This is a genomic window from Priestia sp. BR_2, assembly GCF_041954005.1.
GTDB classification, from domain to species: Bacteria; Bacillota; Bacilli; order Paenibacillales; family Paenibacillaceae; genus Paenibacillus_AQ; species Paenibacillus_AQ lautus_A.
This window is the reverse complement of sequence record NZ_JAVFHM010000312.1, coordinates 127,605-152,906: the sequence shown is the minus strand read 5'-3', so window position 1 is coordinate 152,906 and position 25,302 is coordinate 127,605. Positions and strand designations below refer to the sequence as shown.

Annotated in this window: 28 protein-coding genes and 1 pseudogene; 23 read left to right on the top strand and 6 right to left on the bottom strand. The window is 47.8% G+C overall.

The genetic code is table 11. From position 1 onward, the window contains the following. Positions 1-20: 20 nt before the first annotated feature. Positions 21-1,418 carry a Fe-S cluster assembly protein SufB gene (sufB, locus tag RB298_RS27440; RefSeq protein ID WP_486049545.1) on the top strand — a complete coding sequence of 466 codons (1,398 nt, stop codon included), beginning with the start codon at positions 21-23 and terminating at the stop codon, positions 1,416-1,418. A gap of 289 nt (positions 1,419-1,707) precedes the next feature. Here the strand turns inward: sufB and RB298_RS27435 are convergent, their stop codons facing one another. Next, entirely contained in the window at positions 1,708-2,754 is a 1,047-nt protein-coding gene (locus tag RB298_RS27435; protein ID WP_277746738.1) for an HD-GYP domain-containing protein, read from the bottom strand. Between the two features lie 88 nt (positions 2,755-2,842). Next, positions 2,843-3,580, bottom strand: coding sequence for a molybdopterin converting factor subunit 1 (gene moaD / locus RB298_RS27430; protein WP_096776335.1), 738 nt, complete (start codon positions 3,578-3,580; stop codon positions 2,843-2,845). 111 nt (positions 3,581-3,691) lie between these two features. On the opposite strand from moaD, the gene RB298_RS27425 reads away from it, so the two are divergent. The 10 genes and pseudogenes from RB298_RS27425 to RB298_RS27380 form a co-directional block, all read left to right on the top strand. Next, positions 3,692-5,125, top strand: a complete 1,434-nt coding sequence (locus tag RB298_RS27425) for a bifunctional metallophosphatase/5'-nucleotidase (protein WP_096776334.1) — start codon at positions 3,692-3,694, stop codon at positions 5,123-5,125. 70 nt (positions 5,126-5,195) lie between these two features. Then, the gene (locus tag RB298_RS27420; protein ID WP_096776333.1) at positions 5,196-6,020 is read left to right on the top strand and encodes an undecaprenyl-diphosphate phosphatase; all 825 of its coding nucleotides are present in this window, start codon (positions 5,196-5,198) and stop codon (positions 6,018-6,020) included. A 108-nt stretch (positions 6,021-6,128) separates the two neighbouring features. Then, positions 6,129-7,232, top strand: a complete 1,104-nt coding sequence (locus RB298_RS27415) for an HD-GYP domain-containing protein (RefSeq protein ID WP_486049542.1) — start codon at positions 6,129-6,131, stop codon at positions 7,230-7,232. A gap of 12 nt (positions 7,233-7,244) precedes the next feature. Then, entirely contained in the window at positions 7,245-9,506 is a 2,262-nt protein-coding gene (locus tag RB298_RS27410) for an MMPL family transporter (RefSeq protein ID WP_486049540.1), read from the top strand. Between the two features lie 137 nt (positions 9,507-9,643). After that, positions 9,644-10,783 (top strand): radical SAM/CxCxxxxC motif protein YfkAB, encoded by a 1,140-nt coding sequence (gene yfkAB / locus RB298_RS27405; protein ID WP_096776330.1) that lies wholly within the window; start codon positions 9,644-9,646, stop codon positions 10,781-10,783. Between the two features lie 25 nt (positions 10,784-10,808). After that, the gene (locus tag RB298_RS27400) at positions 10,809-12,140 is read left to right on the top strand and encodes a hemolysin family protein (protein WP_486049538.1); all 1,332 of its coding nucleotides are present in this window, start codon (positions 10,809-10,811) and stop codon (positions 12,138-12,140) included. A 28-nt stretch (positions 12,141-12,168) separates the two neighbouring features. Next, on the top strand, positions 12,169-13,200 hold the full coding sequence (gene ytvI / locus RB298_RS27395; RefSeq protein WP_009595724.1) for a sporulation integral membrane protein YtvI: 1,032 nt from the start codon (positions 12,169-12,171) through the stop codon (positions 13,198-13,200). Positions 13,201-13,350: 150 nt separating this feature from the next. Continuing rightward, entirely contained in the window at positions 13,351-13,572 is a 222-nt protein-coding gene (locus tag RB298_RS27390) for a spore coat associated protein CotJA (RefSeq protein ID WP_096776328.1), read from the top strand. A gap of 6 nt (positions 13,573-13,578) precedes the next feature. Next, positions 13,579-13,854, top strand: coding sequence for a spore coat protein CotJB (locus RB298_RS27385; protein ID WP_036659829.1), 276 nt, complete (start codon positions 13,579-13,581; stop codon positions 13,852-13,854). 90 nt (positions 13,855-13,944) lie between these two features. After that, positions 13,945-14,145, top strand: a pseudogene (locus RB298_RS27380) (manganese catalase family protein); the annotation flags it as partial. A 29-nt stretch (positions 14,146-14,174) separates the two neighbouring features. Here the strand turns inward: RB298_RS27380 and RB298_RS27375 are convergent. The 3 genes from RB298_RS27375 to RB298_RS27365 form a co-directional block, all read right to left on the bottom strand. After that, complete coding sequence (locus tag RB298_RS27375; RefSeq protein ID WP_486049535.1) at positions 14,175-15,749, bottom strand: recombinase family protein; 1,575 nt, start codon at positions 15,747-15,749, stop codon at positions 14,175-14,177. 39 nt (positions 15,750-15,788) lie between these two features. Further along, entirely contained in the window at positions 15,789-16,658 is an 870-nt protein-coding gene (locus tag RB298_RS27370) for an ImmA/IrrE family metallo-endopeptidase (RefSeq protein ID WP_486049534.1), read from the bottom strand. Between the two features lie 95 nt (positions 16,659-16,753). Beyond that, positions 16,754-17,098, bottom strand: coding sequence for a helix-turn-helix domain-containing protein (locus tag RB298_RS27365; protein WP_486049532.1), 345 nt, complete (start codon positions 17,096-17,098; stop codon positions 16,754-16,756). Positions 17,099-17,250: 152 nt separating this feature from the next. On the opposite strand from RB298_RS27365, the gene RB298_RS27360 reads away from it, so the two are divergent. The 9 genes from RB298_RS27360 to RB298_RS27320 all read left to right on the top strand — a co-directional run bounded on the left by RB298_RS27360 (position 17,251) and on the right by RB298_RS27320 (position 21,813). Next, positions 17,251-17,484, top strand: a complete 234-nt coding sequence (locus RB298_RS27360; protein WP_486049530.1) for a helix-turn-helix domain-containing protein — start codon at positions 17,251-17,253, stop codon at positions 17,482-17,484. A 13-nt stretch (positions 17,485-17,497) separates the two neighbouring features. Next, positions 17,498-17,743, top strand: a complete 246-nt coding sequence (locus RB298_RS27355; RefSeq protein ID WP_486049528.1) for a hypothetical protein — start codon at positions 17,498-17,500, stop codon at positions 17,741-17,743. Positions 17,744-18,101: 358 nt separating this feature from the next. After that, the gene (locus RB298_RS27350; RefSeq protein ID WP_486049526.1) at positions 18,102-18,617 is read left to right on the top strand and encodes an XRE family transcriptional regulator; all 516 of its coding nucleotides are present in this window, start codon (positions 18,102-18,104) and stop codon (positions 18,615-18,617) included. Between the two features lie 9 nt (positions 18,618-18,626). After that, entirely contained in the window at positions 18,627-18,920 is a 294-nt protein-coding gene (locus tag RB298_RS27345; protein WP_486049524.1) for a hypothetical protein, read from the top strand. Next, positions 18,898-19,203: a hypothetical protein gene (locus RB298_RS27340; RefSeq protein WP_486049522.1), complete on the top strand. Its 306-nt coding sequence runs from the start codon at positions 18,898-18,900 to the stop codon at positions 19,201-19,203. Before RB298_RS27345 ends, RB298_RS27340 begins: the two co-directional genes overlap by 23 nt. Positions 19,204-19,221: 18 nt before the next feature. Then, positions 19,222-20,019 carry a DnaD domain protein gene (locus RB298_RS27335; RefSeq protein ID WP_486049520.1) on the top strand — a complete coding sequence of 266 codons (798 nt, stop codon included), beginning with the start codon at positions 19,222-19,224 and terminating at the stop codon, positions 20,017-20,019. Continuing rightward, entirely contained in the window at positions 19,979-20,326 is a 348-nt protein-coding gene (locus RB298_RS27330; RefSeq protein ID WP_486049518.1) for a hypothetical protein, read from the top strand. Before RB298_RS27335 ends, RB298_RS27330 begins: the two co-directional genes overlap by 41 nt. Then, on the top strand, positions 20,292-21,644 hold the full coding sequence (gene dnaB, locus RB298_RS27325) for a replicative DNA helicase (protein WP_486049517.1): 1,353 nt from the start codon (positions 20,292-20,294) through the stop codon (positions 21,642-21,644). Before RB298_RS27330 ends, dnaB begins: the two co-directional genes overlap by 35 nt. Position 21,645: 1 nt before the next feature. Next, positions 21,646-21,813, top strand: a complete 168-nt coding sequence (locus RB298_RS27320) for a hypothetical protein (protein ID WP_486049515.1) — start codon at positions 21,646-21,648, stop codon at positions 21,811-21,813. 14 nt (positions 21,814-21,827) lie between these two features. Here RB298_RS27320 and RB298_RS27315 read toward each other — a convergent pair whose 3' ends face one another. Next, positions 21,828-22,802, bottom strand: coding sequence for an HNH endonuclease (locus tag RB298_RS27315; protein ID WP_486049513.1), 975 nt, complete (start codon positions 22,800-22,802; stop codon positions 21,828-21,830). A 448-nt stretch (positions 22,803-23,250) separates the two neighbouring features. On the opposite strand from RB298_RS27315, the gene RB298_RS27310 reads away from it, so the two are divergent. From RB298_RS27310 to RB298_RS27300, 3 genes are all read left to right on the top strand, one after another. Further along, the gene (locus tag RB298_RS27310) at positions 23,251-23,478 is read left to right on the top strand and encodes a hypothetical protein (protein ID WP_486049511.1); all 228 of its coding nucleotides are present in this window, start codon (positions 23,251-23,253) and stop codon (positions 23,476-23,478) included. A gap of 98 nt (positions 23,479-23,576) precedes the next feature. Continuing rightward, positions 23,577-23,978: a hypothetical protein gene (locus tag RB298_RS27305; protein WP_486049509.1), complete on the top strand. Its 402-nt coding sequence runs from the start codon at positions 23,577-23,579 to the stop codon at positions 23,976-23,978. 524 nt (positions 23,979-24,502) lie between these two features. Continuing rightward, on the top strand, positions 24,503-25,243 hold the full coding sequence (locus RB298_RS27300; protein WP_486049507.1) for a hypothetical protein: 741 nt from the start codon (positions 24,503-24,505) through the stop codon (positions 25,241-25,243). Positions 25,244-25,302 lie beyond the last annotated feature (59 nt).

The window sequence follows — 25,302 nt, the reverse complement described above, 5'->3', positions numbered from 1 at the left end:
TCGATAGGGAGGTAAGTTAAATGGCTAAAAAAGCGCCAGAAATGGAAGAGTATAAATATGGTTTCCGTGACGAGCACAAGGCTATTTTCCAAACCGGTAAAGGTTTGACGCGTGAAGTCGTTACGGAAATATCCAAAATCAAGAACGAGCCGGAATGGATGCTGGAATTCCGTTTGAAGGCTCTGGAGCAGTTCGAGAAAATGCCGATGCCTCGTTGGGGCGGCGATCTCGACGAGCTGGATTTCAACGATATCCAGTATTATGTAAGACCTTCCGATAAGCAAGGCAAGACGTGGGAGGAAGTACCGACCGAGATCAAGGAAACCTTCGATAAGTTGGGGATTCCGGAAGCGGAGCAGAAGTTCCTGGCGGGCGTATCCGCGCAGTACGAATCCGAAGTGGTCTACCATAATATGCAAAAGGATCTGGAGGATCAAGGCGTTATCTTCATGGATACCGATACGGCTCTTAGAGAGCATCCGGAGATTCTGAAAGAGTACTTTGCAACGGTCGTACCTCCGACGGATAACAAATTCGCAGCTTTGAACAGTGCGGTATGGTCCGGCGGAAGCTTCATCTATGTGCCGAAAGGCGTACAGTGCGAAATTCCGCTGCAAGCCTACTTCCGGATCAACTCCGAGAACATGGGTCAGTTCGAACGCACGCTGATCATTGCCGACGAGGACAGCTTCGTGCATTACGTTGAAGGCTGTACGGCTCCGATCTACAGCACGAACTCGCTTCACAGTGCCGTGGTTGAGATCATCTGCAAAAAGAACGCGCGTGTTCGCTACACGACGATTCAGAACTGGGCACCGAACATCTACAACCTCGTTACCAAGCGCGCGGTTGCGGAAGAGAACGCAACGATGGAATGGGTGGATGGTAACATCGGCTCCAAGCTGACGATGAAATACCCTGCTGTCGTCCTGAAAGGACGCGGTGCCAAAGGGATGGTGCTTTCCATCGCGGTTGCGGGCAAAGGCCAGCATCAGGACGCTGGGGCGAAAATGCTCCACCTGGCGCCGGATACGACGTCCACGATCGTATCGAAATCGATCAGTAAGCATGGCGGTAAAGTAACATACCGCGGTCTCGCCTCGTTCGGCCGCAATGCGGAAGGCGCGAAAGCGAACATTAAGTGCGATACGCTCATTCTCGATAATGAGTCGACGTCCGATACGATTCCTTACAACGAAATCAAGAACGACAACATTACGCTGGAGCATGAGGCGACCGTCTCCAAGGTATCCGAGGATCAGTTGTTCTACCTCATGAGCCGCGGACTTACGGAAGACGAAGCTACGCAGATGATCGTTATGGGCTTCATCGAGCCGTTCACCAAAGAACTTCCGATGGAGTATGCCGTTGAAATGAACCGCCTGATCAAGTTCGAGATGGAAGGTTCCATCGGCTAAGTAGTTCATATGAAGACAGGAGCGAATCACTCAGGGATGGGTGATTCGCTCTTTTTTTTGTGCTTGAACGTTTATGGGAATGGCACCGAGACGCGGACGAAGAGATTTATAGATTGCACAGGCCGGTTGGATACGTCTTCGATTGTGCCAAAATCCAATAAGATTTGATGTGAAAAACGTCACAAGGCAGACGCTAAAAACGCCAGCCTCAAGGCTGACGGCAATACTGGTTATTCGAGCAGGGAAGCAAGCGATTTAGCAGCTTCCGGATTATCTTTAGGAACACAGGTCACAACAGAATCTCTTGAATCTCGGTATGATATTCCTTGGAGAGGTCGATGAAACGATCATCGGTCTTTACAAGCGGACGGAAGTAATCCGAAGGATGGTTCATGACGATGATGCCGGATTCGCCCGTCGTCAGCAGAACCTTTTTGCCGATGAAATTCGGCAGCATCTGCTGAATGAAAGCGTGCGTCGGCTTGCCGTTCAGCTTCCCGAAGCTGAGACTGTACAGCTCGCGCAGAACGGTTAGCAGCTGCTGCTTGGACTGATAGACCCGGTTCGTTGTCATGGCGCTGTAGACATCGGCTACCGCGCAAATATGAGAGTACGGATGAATCTGGTCTGCATGGAGCGCTCGCGGATAGCCCGAACGGTCATCCCGTTCATGGTGCTGAAGCGCGACCATGGCGGTCACCTTGTCATCCATGGATTCGGCGATCATCTCGTAACCATAGATGGTGTGCAGCTTCACTTCCTCGAATTCCTCGGGGGTCAGCTTGCCGGGCTTGTCCAGGATATCCCTTGAAATCTTACTCTTGCCGATATCATGGAGATAGCCTGCCTTGCCGATTTCATAGGCTTCCTTGCCGGAGTAACCCATCCAATCCGCGATGTAGTAGGATAGCATCCCTACTTGAATGGAATGCCTGTAGGTATAATCGTCTGTTCCATTAAACAGCAGAAGCAGGGATACCACATCCGTATGCTCGTTCAGCGAGCCGACCAGTGGCTGGAAAACATCGTCTACAAGGGATTCATTGAACTTTCCGGATTGGGATGCTTCCGTAAATAAGGCGGAGCATCCGTCAAACGCAAGGTTAAAGTGAGGTTTAACCTTGTTGAACGAGTCCGAAATTTCAGATAACGGATCGAGGGATACGGACAGCGCGCGCGGCCGTATTTCTATGTAATCGATGCCGTGCTGCAATAGCTTGGATATATCCTCTGAACGTAGCAAAGCTCCTTTTTGCAGAACATGAACGCCGTTAGTGTTGTAAGCATCCTGCTGTATTTGATCACCGGGTTTCAGGTCCGTGACATGTACTCTCAAATCATTGCACCTCTTGCCCTTATATAAGTAAAAAGATCAAAACTATCTTAGCAAGAAAATTATGGTTTTACAATGATATAATCGCGACTTATTGCCTAGCCATTGGGTCCCAGGGTCCGGTCTGCGCCCCTTTCCACTCGGATCCATCGTCCCATATCTCCTTCTTCCAGATCGGAACGGATCGCTTCAACTGCTCGATGGCATATCGGCTTGCTTCGTAACATGTTTCCCGATGCGGTGAAGATACGGCGATAACGACGCTGGTTTCCCCGATTCCGACCGTACCGATACGGTGGGAAATCGCGCATTTCGTGCCGGGCCATCGGCCGTGGATGTCCATGCAGATTTGCTGCATTTCTTTCAGGGCCATCGGAATGTAAGCTTCATACTCCAGCGTTACCGTTCGCATCTGACCGGTTATCTCCCGCGTCGTGCCTACAAAGGAAAGCGTTGCGCCATGGTTATCATCATGCACTTTGGCGATGGTTTCTTCCACGGACAGCCGGTGGCAGGTGATGGTGCACGTTCCGTCTGACGAGGAACTGGAGCCTGTGTCCTGCAGGTTGGTTCCGTCCCCGCCGGACACAGGCGGAATCAGAGCCACCTCGTCCCCGCTCTGAATAAGCTGATCCGGCAGCGCATATTCTTGATTGACCGCAACGAAGGCCGTGGCAATCTGGGACTGGGCATCAGGATAAGCCTCGCTAAGAAGCAGCTTCAAATCCCCGGTAGTAAGGGGGAGGGCGGGTACGCTGAATGCAAGTGAAGCCGTGCCGATGCGATCGGCTAATCCGGCGAATAGCAGTATGGAAATGGTTGTCGACATTTTGATCACCTCGTAATTCTTATGGGCTACAATATACCATATTCTTCGCTAAAATGTTATGCTTGTAAGACCGGAAATTATCGTAAAAGTAACTTGGGAGGGGGCCGCCAGATGGGGCTTAAAAGCAATAAACAAAAGCTGACCATATTATATACCAACGATATACACAGCCATTTCGAGATGATGAGCAATGTGGCGGCACTTATTTCCCGGGAAAAGACGGCTGCCGGCGATAAGTCGATCGTGCTGGATATCGGAGACCATATGGATCGCGCATCGGTGGAAACCGAAGGCTCGATGGGGCAAGCAAATGTGGATGTCATTAATTTGACAGGATACGACGCGATTACGATCGGCAATAACGAAGGCCTGACCATTTCGTACGATGTTCTGGAGCATGTATATGCCGGACTGCAGTGCCCCGTCGTTTGCTGCAACATCAGGGAGACGGAGAGCGGCAGTCCTCCATCATGGATGAAACGGCATGTGATCCTGGAGCGGGATGGCATTTCGATCGGGCTCACCGGCGCGACGGCAGCTTTTGCAGGATTTTATCAATTGTTAGGCTGGGAAGCAGGAGACCCGGTGGAGGCCATTGCCGAACAGGTTCGAGCGCTTCAGGGCCAGTGTGATATCGTTATCGTTTTATCCCATTTAGGACTAACGATTGATAAAAGATTAGCAGAACATGTAGAAGGCATTGATGTCATACTTGGCGGCCATACCCATCATATTCTTGAGGAGCCGCTAATGATCGGGAAGACAGCCGTATGCGGCGCGGGCAAATTCGGACAATACGTAGGCCGCCTCGTTATGGAGCGGAATGACGTTGGTGAACGGTTTACCTGCGTAGAGGGAACCTTGCTGCCTGTGGATAAAAGCTTGATGGAGCCCATCGTGGAGCAGGCCATCCTGAAACATCATGAGCTGGCCAAGGAGAAGTTAACCGAAGCCGTGGCCGTAATCGACCGCAGCCTGCCGATCCATTATGAGGAGGAATCGCCGTTTGCGAACCTGTTGGCTCAGGCCGTGCTGCAGCACACGGGTGCCGAAATTGCGGTCGTCAATTCCGGGCAGCTGCTGGGACCGCTGCCGGAGGGCGAAATCAGCACCGGGATGCTGCATGGTTTGTGCCCGTCACCGATTAATCCCTGTGTCGTGAAATTGCGGGGAGAACACATCTATCAGGCGCTTGAAGAGAGTCTGCTTCCGGAGTTTAGCGGGAAGAAGATCATGGGCTTCGGATTCCGCGGGTATCTGTTAGGGGGCCTGGCCGTCGATGGATTAAAGATCCGATATGACAAGGATGGAGAGCCTTACCGGAAGATCACGCAAATCTCCTTCAAGGGACAACCGCTGGAATGGCAGCGGGAATATCATGTGGGAACGCTCGACATGTTTACTTTTAAAATCGGATACGAGACCCTGGCGCTTGGAACGGATACGGTTTATATGCTGCCCGAGTTTATTCGAGACCTGCTGCGGAGCGAGCTTTCGCGTCCCGGATCGCTTGAAGCGTCCATGATTTCACGCTGGATATCCTGACAACCCCCGACTAACTTCCTTTGGCCGAGCATACATATGAGGAGGACAAAGGTAAGGGGAGGGGGAGGACATGGATTTTATCACATCCATCATACTGGGGATCGTGGAAGGACTAACCGAATTCATTCCGGTGTCTTCCACGGGCCACATGATTTTGACGGCCAAGGTGCTCGGTTACGATGACCAAACACCGATCATGAAGACGTTTGAGGTTGTCATTCAGCTGGGAGCCATTTTGGCGATCGCGATAGTTTATTGGAATCGGATTCTGAATCTGCTCGGGTGGAGCCGAAGCGAGCCGTTGACCCGGAAAGTGCCTCGGAGGCGATTGAACCTGATGCATATATTTTTGGGGATTGCTCCGGCCCTGCTGGTTGCGTTTTTTGCGAGGGATTTCATCAAAAGCCTGTTCCATGCGCAGACGGTGCTGTTTGCGCTCGTTGCCGGCGGCATTTTTATGATTTTTGCGGAATGGTACAATAAGCATAAAGTCCAAGTGACCGCGCATGATATGGATGATTTGACATATAAGCAGGCCTTTCTGATTGGGATCTACCAGATCATATCCGTCTTATGGCCGGGCTTTTCCCGTTCGGGGTCCACGATCTCCGGGGGCATGCTTAGCGGCGTGAGTTATAAGGCATCGGCCGATTTCTCGTTTATTATCGCGATTCCCATCATGTGTGCCGCATCGGGATATGAATTGCTGGATTCTTACCGATATTTTACTTTAGATACGATCGGCGTATTTCTAGCCGGTTTTATCGTTTCGTTTGTTGTCGCTTATTTTGTCGTCTTGGCCTTCATGAAACTCATACAGAAGATAAAGCTTACTCATTTTGCGATCTACCGTTTTGGTCTCGCCGCCGTTTTTTGGCTGTTCATCATGCATTAAGCAGGAGTAGACACAAGAAGGAGATCCGGCTTCTTCGTATCGTGATCCACTGAAGACTAGACGCTATATCCCACACAAGTTTCAGAATAGCAGAGGAAGTGACGGATTTTGCGTCTTATACCTATCAACGCGTTGAGGCCGGGCATGGTTCTTGGTAAGAAAATATACAATAGTGACGGTTTAATCCTGCTTGCCGAGGGCGTGGAACTGACAGCCGGGCTGATCCGCCGTCTGGGCACGCTGGAACTCGGGTATGTATACATCGAGGATCCGATGACGGAGGATATCACGGTTCCGGAACTGTTGACCGAAGAGACGCGGCTGCAGGCGATCCAATCGATTCGGACCAGCTTCAAGAACCTGGAGAGCCAGGCTGCTCTGAAAGGCAGCTTCCTTCATTTGGGCAAAACGTTCTCCGGGATGATGGAGTCCATTATGGATGAAATTTCGGAGCATGATGAGGGCATGGTGCTGCTGACCGATATGAATACGAACGATTACAACCTGTACCGTCATTCTCTGAACGTATGCGTCTACTCGACGGTTCTTGGCGTGTCTTACGGGTATAACCGGGAAGAGCTGAGGGTGCTCGGCCTGGGGGCCCTGCTGCACGATATCGGCAAAACGCGGATAAGCCAGAAGCTGCTGAACCATCCAGGACGGCTTAGCGAGGAGGAATTTCGCGAGGTCCAGAAGCACACCGAGATCGGCTTCAAAATATTGAAGGACGAGCCCAACATTCCGCTGTTATCGGCGCATTGCGCCCTGTCACATCATGAGCGCCTGGATGGCAGCGGTTATCCCCGGGCTTTGAAGGGACCTGACATCCATGAATACGCCAAATGGATCGCGATTACGGATTCTTACGACGCGATGACCACGCAGCGGGTGTACAAGCCTGCATTGCTGCCGCACGAAGCGGTGGAGGTCATGTACGCCGGATCGGGAACGCTGTATGAACAATCATTCCTGGCCATGTTTCGGGATCGGGTAGCGATATATCCTCCCGGGATCACCGTGAAATTGCATACGGGTGAGAATGGAGTGGTATCCAGGATCCACGCCCATGTGCCGCATCGACCCGTTGTCCGCGTATTGACGGATGCCGAGGGCACCCCGTTATCCGCGCCTTACGAAGTGGATTTATCCGAGACGCTGGCCGTTATGATCGCCGGCATCGGACAGAGCACCATAGATCAAACTGGAGCATAAGGAGGTTGACTCGTGAGACGTAACGGCCATGCAACATTGCTGCATACATGGGGGCGACTGATTTACCGCTACTGTAAAGCCATTGTTGTAACCTGGCTTATTTTGTTTTGCGTGCTGCTTCCGTTTGCGTTCAAGCTGCCGTCCATATTGCAGCATAACGGGTTTACGCCGAAGGATAGCCCGGCCCAGATCGGAATCGAGAAGCTGGAGGAGGGTCTGGGATTGTCGGCAGCCTCGCTGGATATCGTCGTTGTCAGTCGACACGATGAGAACCTGACGGCAGGGACGGCGCAGAGGCGGATACTGACGGAGCTTGCGCCTTTGCGTGGCCGCCCATATGTCAGGGACATGTATATGAATATCGCAGCTCATCAGGCCGGCCAGGATCATATCGTATCCGTGACGGTGCTGCTGGATCTGGATTCCTCGAAAGCCCTGCAGCAGTTTGAAGAGATCAGAGATTCGGTTCCCGACATCACGGGAGCGGATACGTACATAACGGGAAATACCGCCATCTTCGCCGATATGAATCAAGCCGTTAAGAGCGATATTATCCATGCGGAAATGATAGGCATTCCTGCAGCCTTGCTCATCCTGGCGGTCGTATTCGGCACATTGACTGCCGCGCTTCTTCCTTTAATCGCCGGAATTGTCAGCGTGGTGGTCACGATGGGCATTCTGTATTTTGTCGCTTCGGCCGACGGCTCGATCAGCAATTTTCTTCCGAATGTCGTCACGATGCTGGGTCTGGCCGTAGGCATTGATTATGCCTTGCTGATCGTTAGCCGCTTCAAAGAAGAATTGCGGACACGGAGCGGGGATGTGGGATCCGCCCTGGCTATCACTTGCGCAACCGCCGGCAAAGCAGTGATGTTCTCGGGTGCTGCCGTGTTGATCGGTTTTGTGGCGATGAGTTTCATCGACCTGCCGATCTTCCGCTCTTTCAGCATAGGCGGCATTACCGTCGTGCTGTTCTCGGTGCTGGCCGGCAACACGCTTCTTCCGGCTTTATTGGGGATGCTGGGCCCCCGCATCGATGCGCTCCCTCTCTTTCCGGCCAAACTCCGGTCGCTTCGGGGCCGGCAGACCTCGGGTATGTGGAGAAGGATCTCCGGTTTTGTTATGGCCCATCCCGTGACCATCTCTGTAGCAGCGATCGGTTTGCTGCTGGTGGCGATCTATCCGGTCCGAAACATGAGCATTGCCATCCCCGCTGCCGAAGTGCTGCCCCCCGCCTATGAATCCCGTTATGGCCACGACCTGCTTACGCAAGCTTATGACGAACGCCAATTGAATTCGATCGTTGTGGCGGTGGAGCTTCCGTCCTCCTATGCGGATCCGCACAGCATCGAGCTGATGAAGGCGTACACGGATGAAATCAGGCTCATGCCAGGCGTGAAGCGGGTAGAGAGTTATCTGAGCGTTGGCAGGGGTTCGGTGGAGGAAGTATCAAACGTTCTGTCCCGCCAAGAGATCCGCCAGCAGCTGGAGCAGCATCGTTTTGTCAGAGGAAATATGGCAGCCGTTGCCGTGACTCCGGAGCATGAGGAATCCCATGCACTCACGATGCAGCTTGTCCAAGCGCTGCGGACCATGGATACGAATGAACTGAAGACCTATGTCACCGGCAGCCCCGCGTATAAACTGGACATCATGGAAGCCATCCAGCAGAACATTTCCTACGTCCTGGTATTCGTATTTGCGGTGACTTATATCATCCTCCTCTTCGCATTCCGGTCGATCGTGCTCCCCTTAAAGGCCAGCGTCATGAACATGCTCAGCCTGGGCGCCGGACTCGGTATCGTGGTGTGGGTATTTCAGGAGGGCATTGGTGCGGAGTGGCTGGGCGTTTCCTCTACAGGGTCCATCTTCGCGCTTTTGCCGGTCCTGATATTCTGCGTGGTGTTCGGCATATCGATGGACTATGAAGTCATGATGCTCTCGCGGATCATGGAGAACTATGAACGGACGGGGGATAACGAATTCAGCACGGCCGAGGGCTTGGAGAGTACGGGCGGCCTGATTACCAGCGCGGCTCTGATTCTGGCCGTCGTTGTGGGTGCCTTCGTATTTACGGACAATGAAGTGATGAAAGCGATCGGTTTAGGCCTGACAGCAGCCATTCTGCTGGACGCGACCGTGATTCGGGTGCTGCTTGTGCCTGCATTCATGAAGATGCTGGGCAGAGCGAATTGGTGGAGTCCCGCATGGATGTTTCCGGCATCTAAGCTTGCTTCCAAGGAACGTTCAGATAAACGGGGGGAAGCCGGATGATTTCCAGCCGAACCAAGCAGAAGCCTTCTGTTTGGGTATGTTATAATCACATAATGGACATTATCAAAACCGTAGAGTACATCCAAGCAAGTTGTACTGACTGAATCGGTAATTCAAAGAAATAAGGTGAGTGAACCATGAGTAATACAGCACAGCCGTTTCCATCAGCCGTAAGGCCTATTTCGCCGAGTTATGATCCGTGGGATCCGATAACTTCCCTGCGCGAGCATGGCCGCCACGTGCTGACCAGCGTGGAAATGACAGTGACGCATCTGTGCAATATGCGCTGCGAGCATTGCGCTGTCGGTGATATGCTCGTCATGAAGGAAGCCCCGATGCTGCCCCTGGATACGATGCTGAAGCGGCTGGATGAGGTAGAGCATCTGCAGACGATCAGCTTGACGGGCGGTGAACCGGCGTTTTTGGGCAAAACGGTGGATAACGTGATTGTTCCCCTGCTCAAGTACGCCAAGGAACGGGGAATCCGGACTCAGATCAACTCCAATCTGACGCTGGATATCGGCAGGTACGAGAAGATGCTGCCCTATCTGGACGTTATGCATATTTCGTTCAATTACTTGAACGGGGACGACTTTTATGAGGTAGGATTTGCGAATAGCGCTCGCCCTGTCTCCAAGGAAACGGCATACAAGATGTACGACACGATGCTGATCAATTCCGAGAAGCTGAGCGCGGCCGGCATGTACATATCCGCCGAATCAATGATTAACTACAGAACGCATACGAAACTGGGCGGCATTCATAAGCTGATCAAGGACATGGGCTGCAAGCGGCACGAGGTTCACCCGATGTATGCTTCGAACTTTGCATCCGCGCTGCCCGTCTTGTCTTTGGCCGATACGAAAGCCGCCATCCATCATTTGCTGGATGTCCGAGACAGGGACATGTGGATGCTGTTCGGAACGCTGCCGTTCTATGCCTGCAGCTCGGACGATCATGACCAGGAGATCATTCGCCGCTTGCGGCAAGAACCGAACGTAACGGTGCGGAACGATCCGGATGGCCGTAACCGGGTGAATGTGAATTTATTCTCGGGCGACGTGTACGTAACGGATTTTGCTGATATCCCGGCTTTTGGTAATATTAAGGAACAGAAGCTGGACGATATTTTTGACGCATGGTCTACAGGGCATCCGTTGAATCAAACGGTCAACTGTCACTGCGATGCAGTGAGCTGCTGCGGCCCGAACCTGTTGGTAGCCGACATGTACTATCGGGGTGTGGATTTCAAGTCGAGAAAAGCAAAGACAAACTAGAACCCTAGAAAGAAGGCGTGTCATCATGGCAGAGGAATTTGAGGTCGGGAAACTGATTTTGAATTTACTCTTGGTTTTCCTGCTCGTTTTGTTGAACGGCGTGTTTGTAGCCGCCGAATTTTCACTCGTGAAAATGCGCCAATCCAGGCTGACCCAGCTCGTTAGCGAAGGGAACCGGCTTGCCGGCATTGCGCTGAGAGTAAACCAAAAGCTGGATGCTTATTTATCCGCCACCCAACTCGGGATTACCCTGACTTCCCTGGGACTCGGCTGGATCGGGGAGCCCGCCATTTCCGAATTGCTGGTAGCTCCCATCATGCACAGCATCGGCTTTGCGGATGAGCGATTGATCAGCACGATATCGGTCGCGGTGGGCTTCTGTATTATCACCTTTTTGCATATTGTGTTAGGGGAGCTTGCACCGAAATCCTTGGCTATTCAGCGGACGGAGGGCACGGCACTGCTTCTGTCAGCCCCGCTTCTCTGGTTTTACCGCATTTTTCTGCCGGTGATCTGGGTGCTCAATGCTTCCGCTAACCGTATTCTGAAGCTGGTCGGCATCGAGCCCGCAAGCGAGGCCGAGGCAGCCCACTCCGAGGAAGAGATTCGGATTCTGATGACCGAGAGCGCACGGAGCGGTGTCATCGACGAGAACGAGATGAAATTGATGGACAACCTGTTCGATTTTTCCGATTTGAGAGCCAGGGAAATTATGCTGCCGAGGACGGATATGGACGTATTGTTCACCAATTTTACCTTGGAGGAGAACCTTCGGATCGTCAATGAGACGAAGCATTCCCGTTACCCGGTTGCCACGGACAACAAGGACCGCATCATCGGATTTGTCCACATTACGGATCTCCTTCTGGCAGAGCCGGAGAAACAGCGTGATCTGACATCCTTGGTGAGACCGATTATGGACGTATCGGAATCTATGGAAATCAGCCAGGTGCTGCGGAAGATGCAGGCGAGACATGAGCAGCTTGCGCTCGTGGTGGACGAATACGGAGGGACCGCCGGCATTCTCACGGCTGAGAAGATTCTGGAAGAGATTGTCGGGGACCTGTACGATGAGTTCGAAGACGAGCGGCCGGAAATCGAAGTCTATGATGAGTCCTTTTCGGTAGACGGTCGAATGCTCATCGAAGAAGTGAATGATTTGACCGGCTTGATGATTGATGAGCATGACGTCGATTCCATTGGCGGTTGGTTGTTCAAGGAGCTGGAAGGGAACCCGGCAGTCGGGAAGAAAACCACCTTTGACGGGGTGGTCTTTGAAGTTGAGGAATCTACCCGGTTGCGCGTAACCCGTGTCATGATTCATCAGAAGCTGGAAAGCAGCCTCACCCAGAACTAGCAAGACTCTATTTGTTAGGAAGTGGATTATGTCGATTAAGCAGCTGATCTTTATCGGTCTGGGGCTCCTGTTGCTTTACGGAATGTTTACGGTCGGAGCTCCGTTCCTGTTGGCTATCGTGATTGCTATTGCACTGGAGCCGTTAAATCGGCTCTTGATGAAAAGGCTCCGGCTGAACCGCATTGCGGCCGCAACCGTGACCAGCACGCTATTTCTTCTCTTGATGCTGCTTCTGGCTTATCTGATCGGGCTTCAGGTGTTTAACCAGCTGGTCGAATACTGGAGCAGGGCTCCGCAATATTTTGCGGGGGCCAATGAATTCCTTCAGCATACGATTATTCAGGCTCAGGACATGCTGAACGGCGTTTCGCCGGGCCTTGCCGACAGTCTTACCGAATTTATGTCGAATATTTCTTCCTATGTGCAGTCGCTGGTCAATTCGGTATCTTCAACCTTCCTGTCCTTTGCCAAAACGCTGCCTAACCTGTTTGTCACGTTCATCGTATTCTGCGTGGCGGTTTACTTGTTTGCGTTCAGCCTCGATACGATGCGCGAGAAGGTCTTGTCGCTGTTCGACGAGTCTTCCCAGTCGCAGGTGAATGAAGTGCTGCTCAGCCTGAAAAAATCGATATTCGGCTTTTTACGGGCCCAGCTGATCCTCAGTTTGTTCACGTACGTGATCACGCTGCTCGGCTTGCTGGTATTAGGTATCAATTACCCGCTTGCCATCGCCCTGCTTGTCACGATTGTCGACATCCTGCCGATCCTTGGCGTAGGCTCCGTACTGATCCCATGGTCCATTTACCTGCTCGCGGTAGGCGATATTTTTACTGGGATCGGCTTGATTTTCCTGTTCATCCTGATTACGGTGATCCGCCGCGTGCTGGAGCCGAAGGTCATTGGGGATGCCGTCGGCATCGGCGCATTACCGGCACTGGTCAGCATGTATGTCGGATTTAAGCTGGTTGGCGTGATCGGATTTTTTATCGGCCCCCTGGTCGTCATTATCTATTCCGCCATGCGTAAAGCGGGCTTGTTCCAAATCAAGATCAAATTCTGAAGGACAACTTGATGCGAACCCTTTTCCCGGGAATATTCCAGGGAAGAGGGTTTTTTTGTCATTTTGGAGTTCATTTTCTGGGCGGAAGACATATGTTAAATACGAAGAGTCCTTGAAAACGACGGATAGTAACGATAAGGAGGAATACCCTTGAAGGAAAACCCTGAGGTGCGCGTATACCCGGTATTTCATTCGCCATTTGATCCTTGCCCGCCCAAGCTCTACAGAACGTATGTGGTGCCGGTTAACCAGTATCTCGTGTTTCAACCGCCCGGCCTGCCGCAGTTTAGCCCTGCCGAGGCATTGAGACACGGAACGTTATGGCCGTCCTTGTATAGCCCGTATACCTCGCGAAAATTTAAAGGAGAGTGATCGGCCGTGAACGAAGCCAGACCCCAGGTTGGAGATCGGAAGTATTACGAAATGCTGGAGCAGCTTCAGGCATTGGATTTTGTCCTCGTCGAGCTGAACCTGTATTTGGACACCCATCCGGATGATCTCAAGAGCATCGAGCAATTCAACAAGCTGACGCAGGAAAGGACGGTGCTCGCGAAGCAATTCCAGGAGTTGTATGGGCCCCTGCAAAATTTTGGCCGTGCTTATTCCAAATATCCGTTCGAATGGGCCCAAGGCCCTTGGCCTTGGCAGGTTTGACGGCGTTGGCCAGCGGGCTGCTGCTTGCTTCACCACCTGCATGCAGCCCTCACGAAGAGGAAAAGCGAGAACAAGGAGGCGGAAGAGCCCATGTGGGTATATGAAAAAAAGCTTCAGTATCCGGTGCGCGTAAGTAAATGTGATCCGAGAATGGCAAAATTTTTGATGGAGCAATATGGAGGCGCTGACGGCGAGCTGGCCGCCGCGCTGCGTTATCTGAACCAGCGGTATACGATTCCAGACAAAGTGATCGGATTGCTCAACGATATCGGAACCGAGGAATTCGCACACTATAGCTATCAGTCATGAAGATGAGGGGATTAGTTCTTAGGGAGCTTAGGGTATAATTTCAAATCAAACATCCGCATGCTGTCAGGTCTGGACCAATGACCTCGGACAGTTTTTTTGTATGTGCATACTTCTAACACGGATTTAAGCAATTCATTTCTCATGGCAGGGTCTTCAGTTTTTGGATACACATCTAATACGTGTTCAATATTCGGGATAATGTCCACCTTGGCATGCTGCCGTTTCTTTTCCAGCTTTAATTCCTCGATAGCTTTCGAAAGTGAGAGTTCCGCTTCCTCGATTCTTTTCTTGAGCACTTGTGATCTTTCCATGAAAACCTCGATAGTATAAAGCCCCTGTTCCACTAGATCATGTAGATTATTATTTTGATCTTTCAATTTCCCTAATTTTGTTTGGAGAGACTTAACAATTTGTTCTTTGGCTGCCAAGAGCGATTGCTCAGGATTCGCTTCATGGTTGCTTATCGTTAATTCCCATTGTGCTTTATACTCCTGGAGCCATTTCTTTAGTCCTTCAAGGATTTGTTGCTCCACTAATTCGAAAGATGAGCTGATGTTTTTACACATGGGTGTTACACACATTAACGAGGGAGCTTGATTTCTGCTATATGGTCTTCTGATCATGAGCCTGCCGCAAATCTCACATCGGATTAAACCAGCTAGTGAGCTGGCGATGATCCCGGCCGGTGCAGGCGGGTGAGAGCGCGTCTGAAGCGTTTCCTGAGCCTTATCCCATAGTTCCTTCGAGACAATTGGTTCGTGCCTCCCATCGGCAACCAGCCACTCCTCAGACGAAGCACGGGGGCGAGACTTCTTAACTACGCCTTTAACTCTTGCGCGTTTCTCAGGCCTCCGTCTCCAAGCTATGACTCCGTAATATACGGGGTTTCGAATGATGCCATTAATTGTAGCCACGGTCCATAAAGAATTACGGGCGGTTGGTATACCGAGTGAATTGAGTTTCTTAGCAATAAGACCGGTTCCTAATCCCTGATTCACATATAAATCAAAAATCATTTGTATGATAGGCGCTTGTTCAGGATGGGGGATGAGAGAGAAGCCCTTTTCCTTTTCAAGTTTCATTCTCTCATAGCCGTAAGGAGGTATATTGCCAATAAATTTACCTTCTTTGACGGAGTCTTTCCTGCCTGTTTGTTGCCGGCGGTTGATTGTCTTGTATTCTCTACGAGACATAAACAGGCCGAATTCAAAATATTCCTCATCAAATTCATTATTAGGATCGTATGTTTTCGTTGGTGTAATGATCTTGGTGCCGGCATATTTAAAGGTTTGAGCAATGATACCTTGATCGACAGTATCACCGCGGGCAAGACGCTCAATTTCCATAACGAGGACACCAGCCCATTTACCTGCCTCGACATCCTGAATGAGCTCCTGGATCTCTGGCCGCTGAGCTATTGTCTCACCAGACACAATTTCTCTGTAGATTGCAGAAATGTTGATCCCCATTTTAAAAGCAAGGTCAAGTAAATGCTTCTCATGCCTAGCAAGAGTCTCGCCTTCGCCACGAGCTTCGGCCTCAGCATCGGCCCGAGACTTACGTAAATACATGCAGTATTCTTCCATAGTACGAACCCTCCCAGTTTAAATTATGTTTATCAACAATCAGAAATACCCCTTCTCAAAGATAAGGACCTGTTCAATGTCCCGCATTTGTATAACAAAACGTCTTCCCGTTTGCCCGTATTTCAAGCTAAGGTTGGACAAATTGATTCCAATCTGATCGTTCCGGTAGTACAAGTCACTTACGGCTAATTTGGTGCAAGGTATGGAGTCCAGATCTTCACCTTCAAAGGCTGTGAATCGATCATCGACTGTGAAGAAAAATTCACTTTCGGAGCTCATAGCTTTTGCGCTGACTTCTAGAACGATTTGGGATGGATCCGAAATATCTGATGCAGAGTCATAGTAGGCAGAAACACGGATACCATCAACAGGTAAATCCTGCATAGGGGCATGATTCTGATTCAGAATCGCTTTAGCGACGCTGTTATCAAGCTCCCCTTGAAGAATACGACGTTGAATTTGTTTTAATCTCTGCCCGGCGAGTCTATGAGTTACTTTAAATGAGTTGACTATGTATTCGACAGCTTCATTTTGGTTATCAGGTAGAGGTAAATTTTTGATCATAAAGAAGGGCATGGCAGCGTATAGAGTGAAATGTGCTGCCTCATTCTCCTGTCCGTCTTTAAAGAGCTCAGGCATGTTGCGCTGGTCACCAGTATGTCTTAGTACATGGCACAACTCGTGAAAGAAAATTTGATGTTTTGAGATCTTATTCTCGCGTTTGTCTAAAACAATTAGCCTACTCTCATTATCTGAGAATGATCTGCAGTAAGCATATTGAAGTTCGATTTTAAAGGCTCTTGCTATATTCTCAATATCAAGATCTATAGGTGTAAGAATATTGTTGAGAATGAAGCGTTCTGTGATCCATAACTCAAGTGAGGTTTCATTATAAAATGTAATATTCATACTTATTTTACCTCATGACGGGAATGTATGTTCTTATTTATGTTAAAAAGAAAAGCCATTGCTGGCCTGTATTCTCTTTGAGATGTTTGAATTTATCATTTCTTCTCTGCTTGTTCGGCTGCACGTTGCTTCATTTCACGGTATCGCTTTAATGCAGCCTCCATTTCTTCTATTTCGTCGGCAGTATATTTGTCTGGTCCTCCGAAGAATGACATGTTTATCTCATCTGGAGGTGTTGGTACAATTGTTCGACCCATTAGATAGTCCACCGAGACCCCAAAAAAATCAGCGAATTTATCAATGGTATCCAAATCAGGTTTTCTGGTGCTGTTTTCGTAACCGGAAATTGTTGACTCAGCAAGATTAAACTTTGCACCAAAGTCTTTCATTGTGAGTCTTTGTTCTTTGCGTAATTTACGCAGACGTTCTCCAACAAACATTTTTCATCACCTAAATTTAATTATACTTTGCACTTTGCATAATGAAAATAATATGTGCACAAACTTTGCAAAATGCGTTGACACTTTGCGTATCGCGATATAATATATAAATAACTTCACGTTATGCAAAGAATTTTAAGGTGGTGGTGAAGATGGATAGTCCGATAAAAGTAGCTAGACAATCGGTTGGTTTGACACTTGGCGCGGCTGCAAAGAACCTTGGAATTCCGGTAGGTTATTTATCTCAGATTGAAAATGGCCACCGGCATATTGATTCTGAGAGGGCACTTAAGATTGCTGAACTGTATAAAACCAAGGTTGAACAAATTTTTTTAGTTAGTCGCTACGCAGTACGCGAAGTTTGCAAGGAAAACAACGCAGTTTAGGAGGTGTTTTTGAATGGCTGTCCCACAGACTGCACTGCATATACATAATCCCGGGAGGGATGTGCAGTTGCCGAATCCAAAAGTGAAATTACCGGAAGGAAACATTGTTGAGACGTATACGATCGGTGAGAGTACGATCCACATCTGTGATGATTACATGGCAAGAACGCCTGAAGAGAAAGACAAGGTCATCAAGAATATGCATGAGAAAGCTTGGGCCATTATTCGAGATCTTCAAGAGAAGGGCGAAGCCTTATAGGCTTCTACGGGTGGACAAGCTAATGAGGTTTCAATGGATGAAGGATACTTCTCGTACAGCCTGCATTTCGGCTACGGTCACTCGATCGTTACTTAAAAAGATGGATTTGGAATCTGCACTTAAATTATCTCTTCCACGTTATTCGATCAATTCAGATTTACTATCACAGTTGGAATATAGAAGGTTGCTAAAAGCTTCATCGCAGGAACTTAGAAGAGTAGAAGAAAGCCGCTGGCGCGGTACCTGCAATCAGCGGCAAGTGAGGGGATAAGGGGAAGGGCTTGCTTACAACTAAATAATACGTCATCCCCTTGTCCTAATTCATCCTAATAAACGGACAAAGGAGAATAAAACAAAGATGGCAATTGGACAATTCGGACCAGCACTTGAAGAAGTATTAAAAAGGACCGGGGAAACTCGCACTAAAGCAGGAGCTGCAGCACATGTAGATGCTTCTCTAATAGGCAAAATTGTTAAAGGCACTCGGAACCCATCGAAAGAAGTTATGTCATCGACGACCGAGCATTATGATGATGGACAACTTTATATCGCTGCAGCTGGGGAAGTCACTAAAGGTGCATTCGTCCCATGGCTCAATAACGCCGACCTTCACAAATCAAGCGTCCATTTGAAAACCCTGGAGGAAATACGCGAGGTTACAGAAGCTTTGATGAAGGCACCAATTACGAAGACAAAGGAGCAATTGTTGGAGGCTGATATGAAGCAGATCAAGCTTACATTGATGGAGTGTGTTGAGGCTATAACGGCATTGACCCACTATGTAGCGATCCTCTGTAAAGAATACTGTTTCTCATGGACAGGAGTTTGGAAAGAACATCGGGCGTATCTGAAATCCAAAAAATATCTGAACTGAGGTGTGAAAATGGGTAACGATAACGATTACGACTTTAAGGCAGCTCGGAGTCATATTCAAGAGTTAACGATGATGTATCGTGGATTGAGATATAGAGGCATGTTGGATAAGAATAGCAGCACATTTTTGCTCGGGAGCATACAAGAGATCGAAGAAGAAATCACTGCTGCAAAAGAAAAAATGGCAGCCCTGGCCGGCCACCATTTTTCGATAGATGAAGCTAATTTACTTACTAATATTATACCGTCTTCTGACTTTACCAACAAGGGGGAATCGTTGAATGAGCACGTTGCCTGGAATTGATAAGTACTGGTCAAGTATGTTGTATCTATTTCGAAATCACCCAAAACTAAAGCAGTACCTGACTACGAAGTATTTTGATATCCCGGGCGGGATCGTACATGTCCGCAAGCTGAAGGAGCTTGCCAAGCCATGGTCAAGTTCAGAGAAGTTCCTTCTTGATTTGGCACTGCATTTATTCAACCCCATTCATAAAGTCGATCTGTCCGGCATGGATCGCCTTGATGATATAAATACAAAGTTGGTGATCGATGCTCTCCAGATCCGGTTCCTTCATCGGAAGTGAAAACTTAGAGGTGATACCGTGGATTATCTAAATGAAGTGAACGGCTTTATTGATTGGCTCGAAACAAACCCGTTGGAAGCAACCACACAAACTTTGTGGTTTCACCTTATGACAATCGCAAATAAGAGTGGTTATCCAGAATGGTTTACTGTAGCCAATCTTACGCTTATGGCAAAGACCGGCATTTCAGAAAACACGCTGAACAAGCACAGAAACTATTTGGTCCAGAAGGGTAGGCTTGAGTATAAGTCTCAGGGGAAACAAAAGGCAGGCAAATATAAATTGATCCCACTTACCGCAAATATTGAGGTAAACCATGAGGTAAAACGTGCGGTAAACCATGAGGTAAAACATCAGGTAAAAGGTTCGGCTTTATTTAAAGATCTTAATTCTTCTTCTGCTTCTTCTGACGCGGAAGCGAATGAATCATTTTACCAAGCTCATAAACGAGTGTATGGATTCGAATGCAATCCATTCCAAGCACAGAAGTTAATTGCTTACATCGATCAAGACGGAATGGAAGAGGCTGTTGTCATTAGGGCAATCGAACGATCTGCATTGGCTGCAAAGGGATACAGCTTCAACCTGATCACTAAGATTCTGGATGATTATTTCCGGTCCAAGTGCACGACCCTTGAAGAAGCAATTGCTCTCGACGAACTGTTTGAAGCATCAAGGGACAATCCAAAAGTGATTAGGGACCTGCCGGATCGTAGAGGCAAGCAGCAACAGCAAATCGATGAGCTTGACCGGATTATCGAGGAGGAGAGGATTCGTGAACAAAGCGGAAGTAGCTATGCTGCTCAAGGTTATTAAGAAGAATTACCCAGGGTTTGACGCCAGCGGAGAAAGTGTTGAGCAGCATCTTAAATACCTTCGTGATTTCCCCTACCAAACTGCACTATCCAACGTGGACAAGCATATTCTTACCGAACGGTTCCCGCCGAATATCGCAGATATTAGAGGACGAGTTGGGGAACAGGTAGAGCGTCGGCGTATGAGACAAGAGACGACGACCTATTTTGAGCAACTTAATAACTGGAAACAGGGAGCCGTACCGCCCCCGGCCGGATTGAAGGAGGCGTTATATGCAAAGCTTCTTCGAAGCACTAACAGGAATTGAACTACCGCACAGTCCAGAGGCTGAGGCATCGGTTCTAGGAGCTATTCTGATTGATCCTATGGCCCTTGAGGCAGTCGAAACGTTATCTGCGGATGCCTTTTATGAAACAGGCAATAGACTCATCTATGAGGCCGCTATGGAGCTCGGTGAAGAATGTGAACCTATCGATATTGTTACTTTGGCTCAGCGACTGGATCTGCAAAAGCGTTTGGCGGATGTGGGAGGCGTGCAATATTTATCGCGGCTAGCCGGATCTGTCCCTACATCGGCTAACGTTGAATATTATGCGGGTATTTTGCGGGACAAGCATATGCTGAGGCAGGTTATTCAGGCAGGAATGAAGCAGATCCGGGAAGCGTCAGAGAATGGAGACGCGCAGGCAGCAATTACTCAGATGCAAGTAGCAGCAGCACGGCTCTCGGATCAATCAGCACCAACCAAAGAGTTTATCCGTGTGAGGGACGTTGTCATTCAGGTGTATGAGAGTCTTGAAGAACGATACGCCAATCGGGACAACGGCGGAATTACCGGGATAGAGAGCGGATTTACGGATCTCGACAAGATGACAGCCGGCTTTCAAAAAAGTGACTTGATCATCGTAGCGGCTCGTCCGTCCGTCGGTAAGACGGCATTTGCCCTTAATATCGCTCAGAATGTGGCGGTAAGGTCAAAAGAAACCGTGGCAATCTTTAGTCTTGAAATGTCGGCACCTCAGCTGGTACAGCGCATGATAAGCGCGGAAGGGAATGTTGATGCAAGTAAGATTAGAACGGGGAACTTCGAAATCGGGGATTGGGAGAAGACAGCAACGGCCGTCAGTTACATAGGTGAATCCAATATCCTGATCGATGACACACCTGACATAACAGTTCATGAAATACGAAATAAGTGCAGGCGCTTAAAGAAACAGGAGGGGCTAGGCCTGGTGGTTATCGACTATTTGCAGCTGATAGCCGGCAACCGGAAACGTGGGGAGAACAGGCAACAGGAGGTCTCTGAGATTTCTCGGACCCTTAAGCAAATGGCTCGGGAACTTGAGGTGCCGGTGATTGCATTATCCCAACTCAGCCGGGGCGTGGAACAGCGTCAGGACAAGCGCCCGATGATGAGTGACCTGCGGGAATCCGGTTCTATTGAGCAGGACGCGGATGTAGTGGCTTTCCTTTACCGGGATGATTACTACGATCAGGAGTCAGAGAAGAAGAACATCATCGAGATCATCATTGCCAAGCAGCGCAATGGTCCGATCGGCACCGTGGAGCTGGTTTTCCTCAAGAATTTCAATAAGTTCGTGAATTATGATCGGAGGTCGGCATGATATGGAGCTCAATAAATGGAGTGTGTTTGAGTACTTAAAGGACCGGACGCTGGCGACGGGACATATCCCGACGCGGCAAGACCTTATAAATCAATTCGGCGAATTGGATCCGGATGAAGTTGAGGGCGGCATCCAGGAATTTTCTTTGAGAATCAGCCGGTGGTATTAACCGCCCCATGATTTTTACTTTTGAAATATATTCTCATTATGGTATTTGAGGGATCTCGTGACATCAGTTGAAAATGGTATGAACTGATCCAAATATTGTTCGTAAGCAGATCCCTTGAGAGAAACTGCTATTTTAACACGATTAGTTTTTGCATCGATTGTCAAAAGACCTAGATCAAAAAGTGTATGTATATCAGCCCTAAGTAATATCCCATTGGAGAGTGTATTTGTCTTATTACCGCTATAAGGAACTATATGGGCAGCTTCTAAAACTTCAGTTACATTGCAACCTGATATAGCGCATTTATTTTTATAGGCTGCTAATAACTGATTTCTGAATTTCTGTTGTCCTCTTCTTGCAGTAATAAATTTCAAAGTTTTGTTTCTGGCATCTTCTAGATTTTCGGGTTCAAATGTACTGTTTGACAAATTGACGCGGTTTTTAAAACTCAACAATTTTTCATCCAGAATACCTAAATAATACAGGCAATATAATAAGGACTCTTCAATATGAGTATGCAAAGCTTCTTCTTCGATTGAGTTAACCAGAAATTCTTTTGGATTTACAAATACATCATTGTATTTCGTTGTAGGCCTTCCACCGTTGACGTCAATTAGCAAGTCCTTATTAACTGAACGTTTGATAGTCGTTAACCCCTTGGGATTAGTCTTTGATTCAGCACAGCCAACTAAAATTCCTCTACCAAGGACATCGAAACATATTACGACATAAATACCATCTGAAACCCTCTGGTTTGGGGGAAGAATTGAAACATGGAGTACGTTCGGAAAAAAACCTTCCCCTTTGGATTCTACAAATTCAAAATTTATTCCATGGAAGTTTTGAAATTTGAGGGATAGAGAATTTTTCAAATCTAGTAAATGATTTTTAACGTTAATCAATTTTGGATCGCGCACAAGAATTTTATTACCTTTGATACTTGGATGATTCTGACGAAAAACACATATCTCTTTAATTAATTCAATCATGAAATTGTCCCCTTTTGAAAAATAAGCCGCATTCTAAGTTTATCTAAGCTAATTAGGTTTGAAAAGAATAGAAAATCTTGTGGTGAGGTGCAGATAATATGATCGTTAAATCGGTTGTCCCAAACCTTAATAATATCGAACTTAATCGTTTGATGAAGCTCGTCTTTGAACAGTACGATTTATGTAAGAGAATACCCGGGAATTCAGAACGGGACAGTTACGTCCTTGCTGTTGAATCAGCTGTAGGACGCCTAGCTGAAAGAGAAAAGGAAATCATAACTCAGCGGTTTATGATTGATTGTTATCGTAAGGATTATGAGGTGTTCAGTAGCTACATTAAGCCTTCGATGTCAAAGGATACGTATACGAAGCATCGGAATAGGGCTCTGGCTACGTTGTTCATCACATTGAGTGAAAGTGGGATCATTCAGTTTAAGGAGGAAGAGCAGTGACAAGAAACAATGATAGAGTAACCGCCAATACACATTGGGTTTGGACAGAGAAGGCAGCAGCGAAGAATCCGCATTATTCGAGAGCTGGAGAACCCATATGGCCTCATTATTTACATCAGGCACCGGCTGAATGGTTAGAGGAAGGGTTGATTATGGATGCTTCTGCAAAGGAGGTGATGAAAGAGGGGCAGATCGATCTATTCGATTATCCCGGGGTTATATGACAAATAAAAGAATCCACCGCAGTGATTTGGTCGTCGCACGGTGGACTCAAACAAGTGTTCCTCTCTTATAAATATAACATAAGAGGGGAATGAGGGGAATGTTATTGGCTGAAAAACCATGGGAGCAAGGGGAGCTCTTTCCGTCGGTAACGGCTGCTGATAAGTTGTTCACGCGTAAGCTATTAGAGAACTATATGTTAAACAAACAGATGGTAGAAGCGTTTGCCCAGCAAGCAACTCTACCCGATCAGAAACAAAAGGTTTACCAATCCAAAAAAGAAGAAGTGGAGAATATAGAGCTTGCGTTTAATTTGATCCAGGATCCAGAGGTTAAGCGGATCGTAGAGCATCGATTCTTCAAGCTTCGAAAGTGGAAAGAAACCGTGAAGTACTACAATGGCAGAGGTCTGAGTGAGAAGACAGTGGATCGTCACATCGACAAAGGGGTCGAAGCGATTGCAGACAGCCTAAAGTTATGGGGGTATCTCCAAAATAACTGACGGTGAACTGACCGCACAACGACGGCGTTCTGACGGCGGATAAGGGATACAGTGGAGACAGGTAAAAGTTACCTGGGAACATGTCTACTGCCCCCTTATCGCTGTAGGCGCTCGGCTGTGCTGTAGGTCATATAATATGACCTTAGACGTGGATCGTCAAGGGTGCTGTGCGGGGAATGGAGTTAAGATCACTCCATTATTTTATATGGCCTACATGGTATCAGACAGGTTCGAATCCTGTCGGGGCCGATTGAGATTTTCTTCATAACCTTTTTATGACCATCCGGTAATCGGATGGTTTTTTCTTTTACGATAAAGGAGGGATTAATTACATAGTGAAACAAGAAAAACAGCTGGTGAAGCAGCCGTTAAAATGCAGGGGATGTGTGTGGGGCAGATGGGAAGGCAGTGTGCAGTTCTGCAGCCGGGTTGTTTGTCAAAGACTGATGATGACAAAAGAAAAATAAGGAAAAAAAATATCGATTCTTGTATACTTACCTCAGATGAAATATGGGGGTAAGCTTATGAAGTGGGAAAATCGAGATTGGTTTTGGTTATTAGGGCTAACGATTTTTGTCTCCGGAACGTCTTACATGTATAAAAATGAAGTTATGAGTCTAATTTCGTACACTTCAACTTTCGTTTCTATTGCACTTGCTTTTATTGCTATTTATATATCAGTTAGAGAAGCGACTAAAACTGACAGAATCAAGGACGAGACTTTATCGACTTTAGTAGAGATTAGAGAAAGAATTAGCCAGGTAGATAGTAAGGTAAGTAGCATCGATTTTACCAGTATAAACCAAATAAACGAGAGGGTAGATCAGGTCTTTAGTAAGTTAACAGAAAAGGTTCAAGAGTATAAAGAAAATGAGGAACACGCTGATACTCCTGAAGGTCAACTAATCAATGAAAAAGTGAAGCTTACATGGGAAGTGCTATCAGAAGAGCTTAAAGAAGAGCTTAAAGAAGAGCTAACACAAATAATAGCAATTGATATTCAAACAATTAACAAGGATGATAACTGGGAACTGTTAAACAACATATTGACTAAAGTATATGAAAATCTAAGTAAAGAATCCAAGGATGGTAAATTTTCATTTCTAATGATTTATCAACAATTTGCACTTCATTTTAAAGGGAATTTCTCTTTTAAAAACAAATTAGCGAAGTTAATTAATGATGCTGTAGATTATCATGTAAGGATGAAAATCCTCTCTGTCGATAGTGATGGGAGATATACATACAACATTGGTAGAAAATAGTCGCTTTTAGCGGCTATTTTTGTTTGAAATCATTTTTTCCAAATGCTTAGGAATTTGTG

What these genes read in the sequence shown, in the direction of transcription:
- sufB (WP_486049545.1), top strand. Translation starts at nt 21, where the DNA reads ATGGCTAAAAAAGCGCCAGAAATGGAAGAGTATAAATATGGTTTCCGT.
- moaD (WP_096776335.1), bottom strand. Translation starts at nt 3,580, where the DNA reads ATGTCGACAACCATTTCCATACTGCTATTCGCCGGATTAGCCGATCGC.
- RB298_RS27425 (WP_096776334.1), top strand. Translation starts at nt 3,692, where the DNA reads ATGGGGCTTAAAAGCAATAAACAAAAGCTGACCATATTATATACCAAC.
- RB298_RS27420 (WP_096776333.1), top strand. Translation starts at nt 5,196, where the DNA reads ATGGATTTTATCACATCCATCATACTGGGGATCGTGGAAGGACTAACC.
- yfkAB (WP_096776330.1), top strand. Translation starts at nt 9,644, where the DNA reads ATGAGTAATACAGCACAGCCGTTTCCATCAGCCGTAAGGCCTATTTCG.
- RB298_RS27400 (WP_486049538.1), top strand. Translation starts at nt 10,809, where the DNA reads ATGGCAGAGGAATTTGAGGTCGGGAAACTGATTTTGAATTTACTCTTG.
- ytvI (WP_009595724.1), top strand. Translation starts at nt 12,169, where the DNA reads ATGTCGATTAAGCAGCTGATCTTTATCGGTCTGGGGCTCCTGTTGCTT.
- RB298_RS27375 (WP_486049535.1), bottom strand. Translation starts at nt 15,749, where the DNA reads ATGGAAGAATACTGCATGTATTTACGTAAGTCTCGGGCCGATGCTGAG.
- RB298_RS27370 (WP_486049534.1), bottom strand. Translation starts at nt 16,658, where the DNA reads ATGAATATTACATTTTATAATGAAACCTCACTTGAGTTATGGATCACA.
- RB298_RS27365 (WP_486049532.1), bottom strand. Translation starts at nt 17,098, where the DNA reads ATGTTTGTTGGAGAACGTCTGCGTAAATTACGCAAAGAACAAAGACTC.
- RB298_RS27360 (WP_486049530.1), top strand. Translation starts at nt 17,251, where the DNA reads ATGGATAGTCCGATAAAAGTAGCTAGACAATCGGTTGGTTTGACACTT.
- RB298_RS27355 (WP_486049528.1), top strand. Translation starts at nt 17,498, where the DNA reads ATGGCTGTCCCACAGACTGCACTGCATATACATAATCCCGGGAGGGAT.
- RB298_RS27350 (WP_486049526.1), top strand. Translation starts at nt 18,102, where the DNA reads ATGGCAATTGGACAATTCGGACCAGCACTTGAAGAAGTATTAAAAAGG.
- RB298_RS27345 (WP_486049524.1), top strand. Translation starts at nt 18,627, where the DNA reads ATGGGTAACGATAACGATTACGACTTTAAGGCAGCTCGGAGTCATATT.
- RB298_RS27340 (WP_486049522.1), top strand. Translation starts at nt 18,898, where the DNA reads ATGAGCACGTTGCCTGGAATTGATAAGTACTGGTCAAGTATGTTGTAT.
- dnaB (WP_486049517.1), top strand. Translation starts at nt 20,292, where the DNA reads ATGCAAAGCTTCTTCGAAGCACTAACAGGAATTGAACTACCGCACAGT.
- RB298_RS27320 (WP_486049515.1), top strand. Translation starts at nt 21,646, where the DNA reads ATGGAGCTCAATAAATGGAGTGTGTTTGAGTACTTAAAGGACCGGACG.
- RB298_RS27315 (WP_486049513.1), bottom strand. Translation starts at nt 22,802, where the DNA reads ATGATTGAATTAATTAAAGAGATATGTGTTTTTCGTCAGAATCATCCA.
- RB298_RS27305 (WP_486049509.1), top strand. Translation starts at nt 23,577, where the DNA reads ATGTTATTGGCTGAAAAACCATGGGAGCAAGGGGAGCTCTTTCCGTCG.
- RB298_RS27300 (WP_486049507.1), top strand. Translation starts at nt 24,503, where the DNA reads ATGAAGTGGGAAAATCGAGATTGGTTTTGGTTATTAGGGCTAACGATT.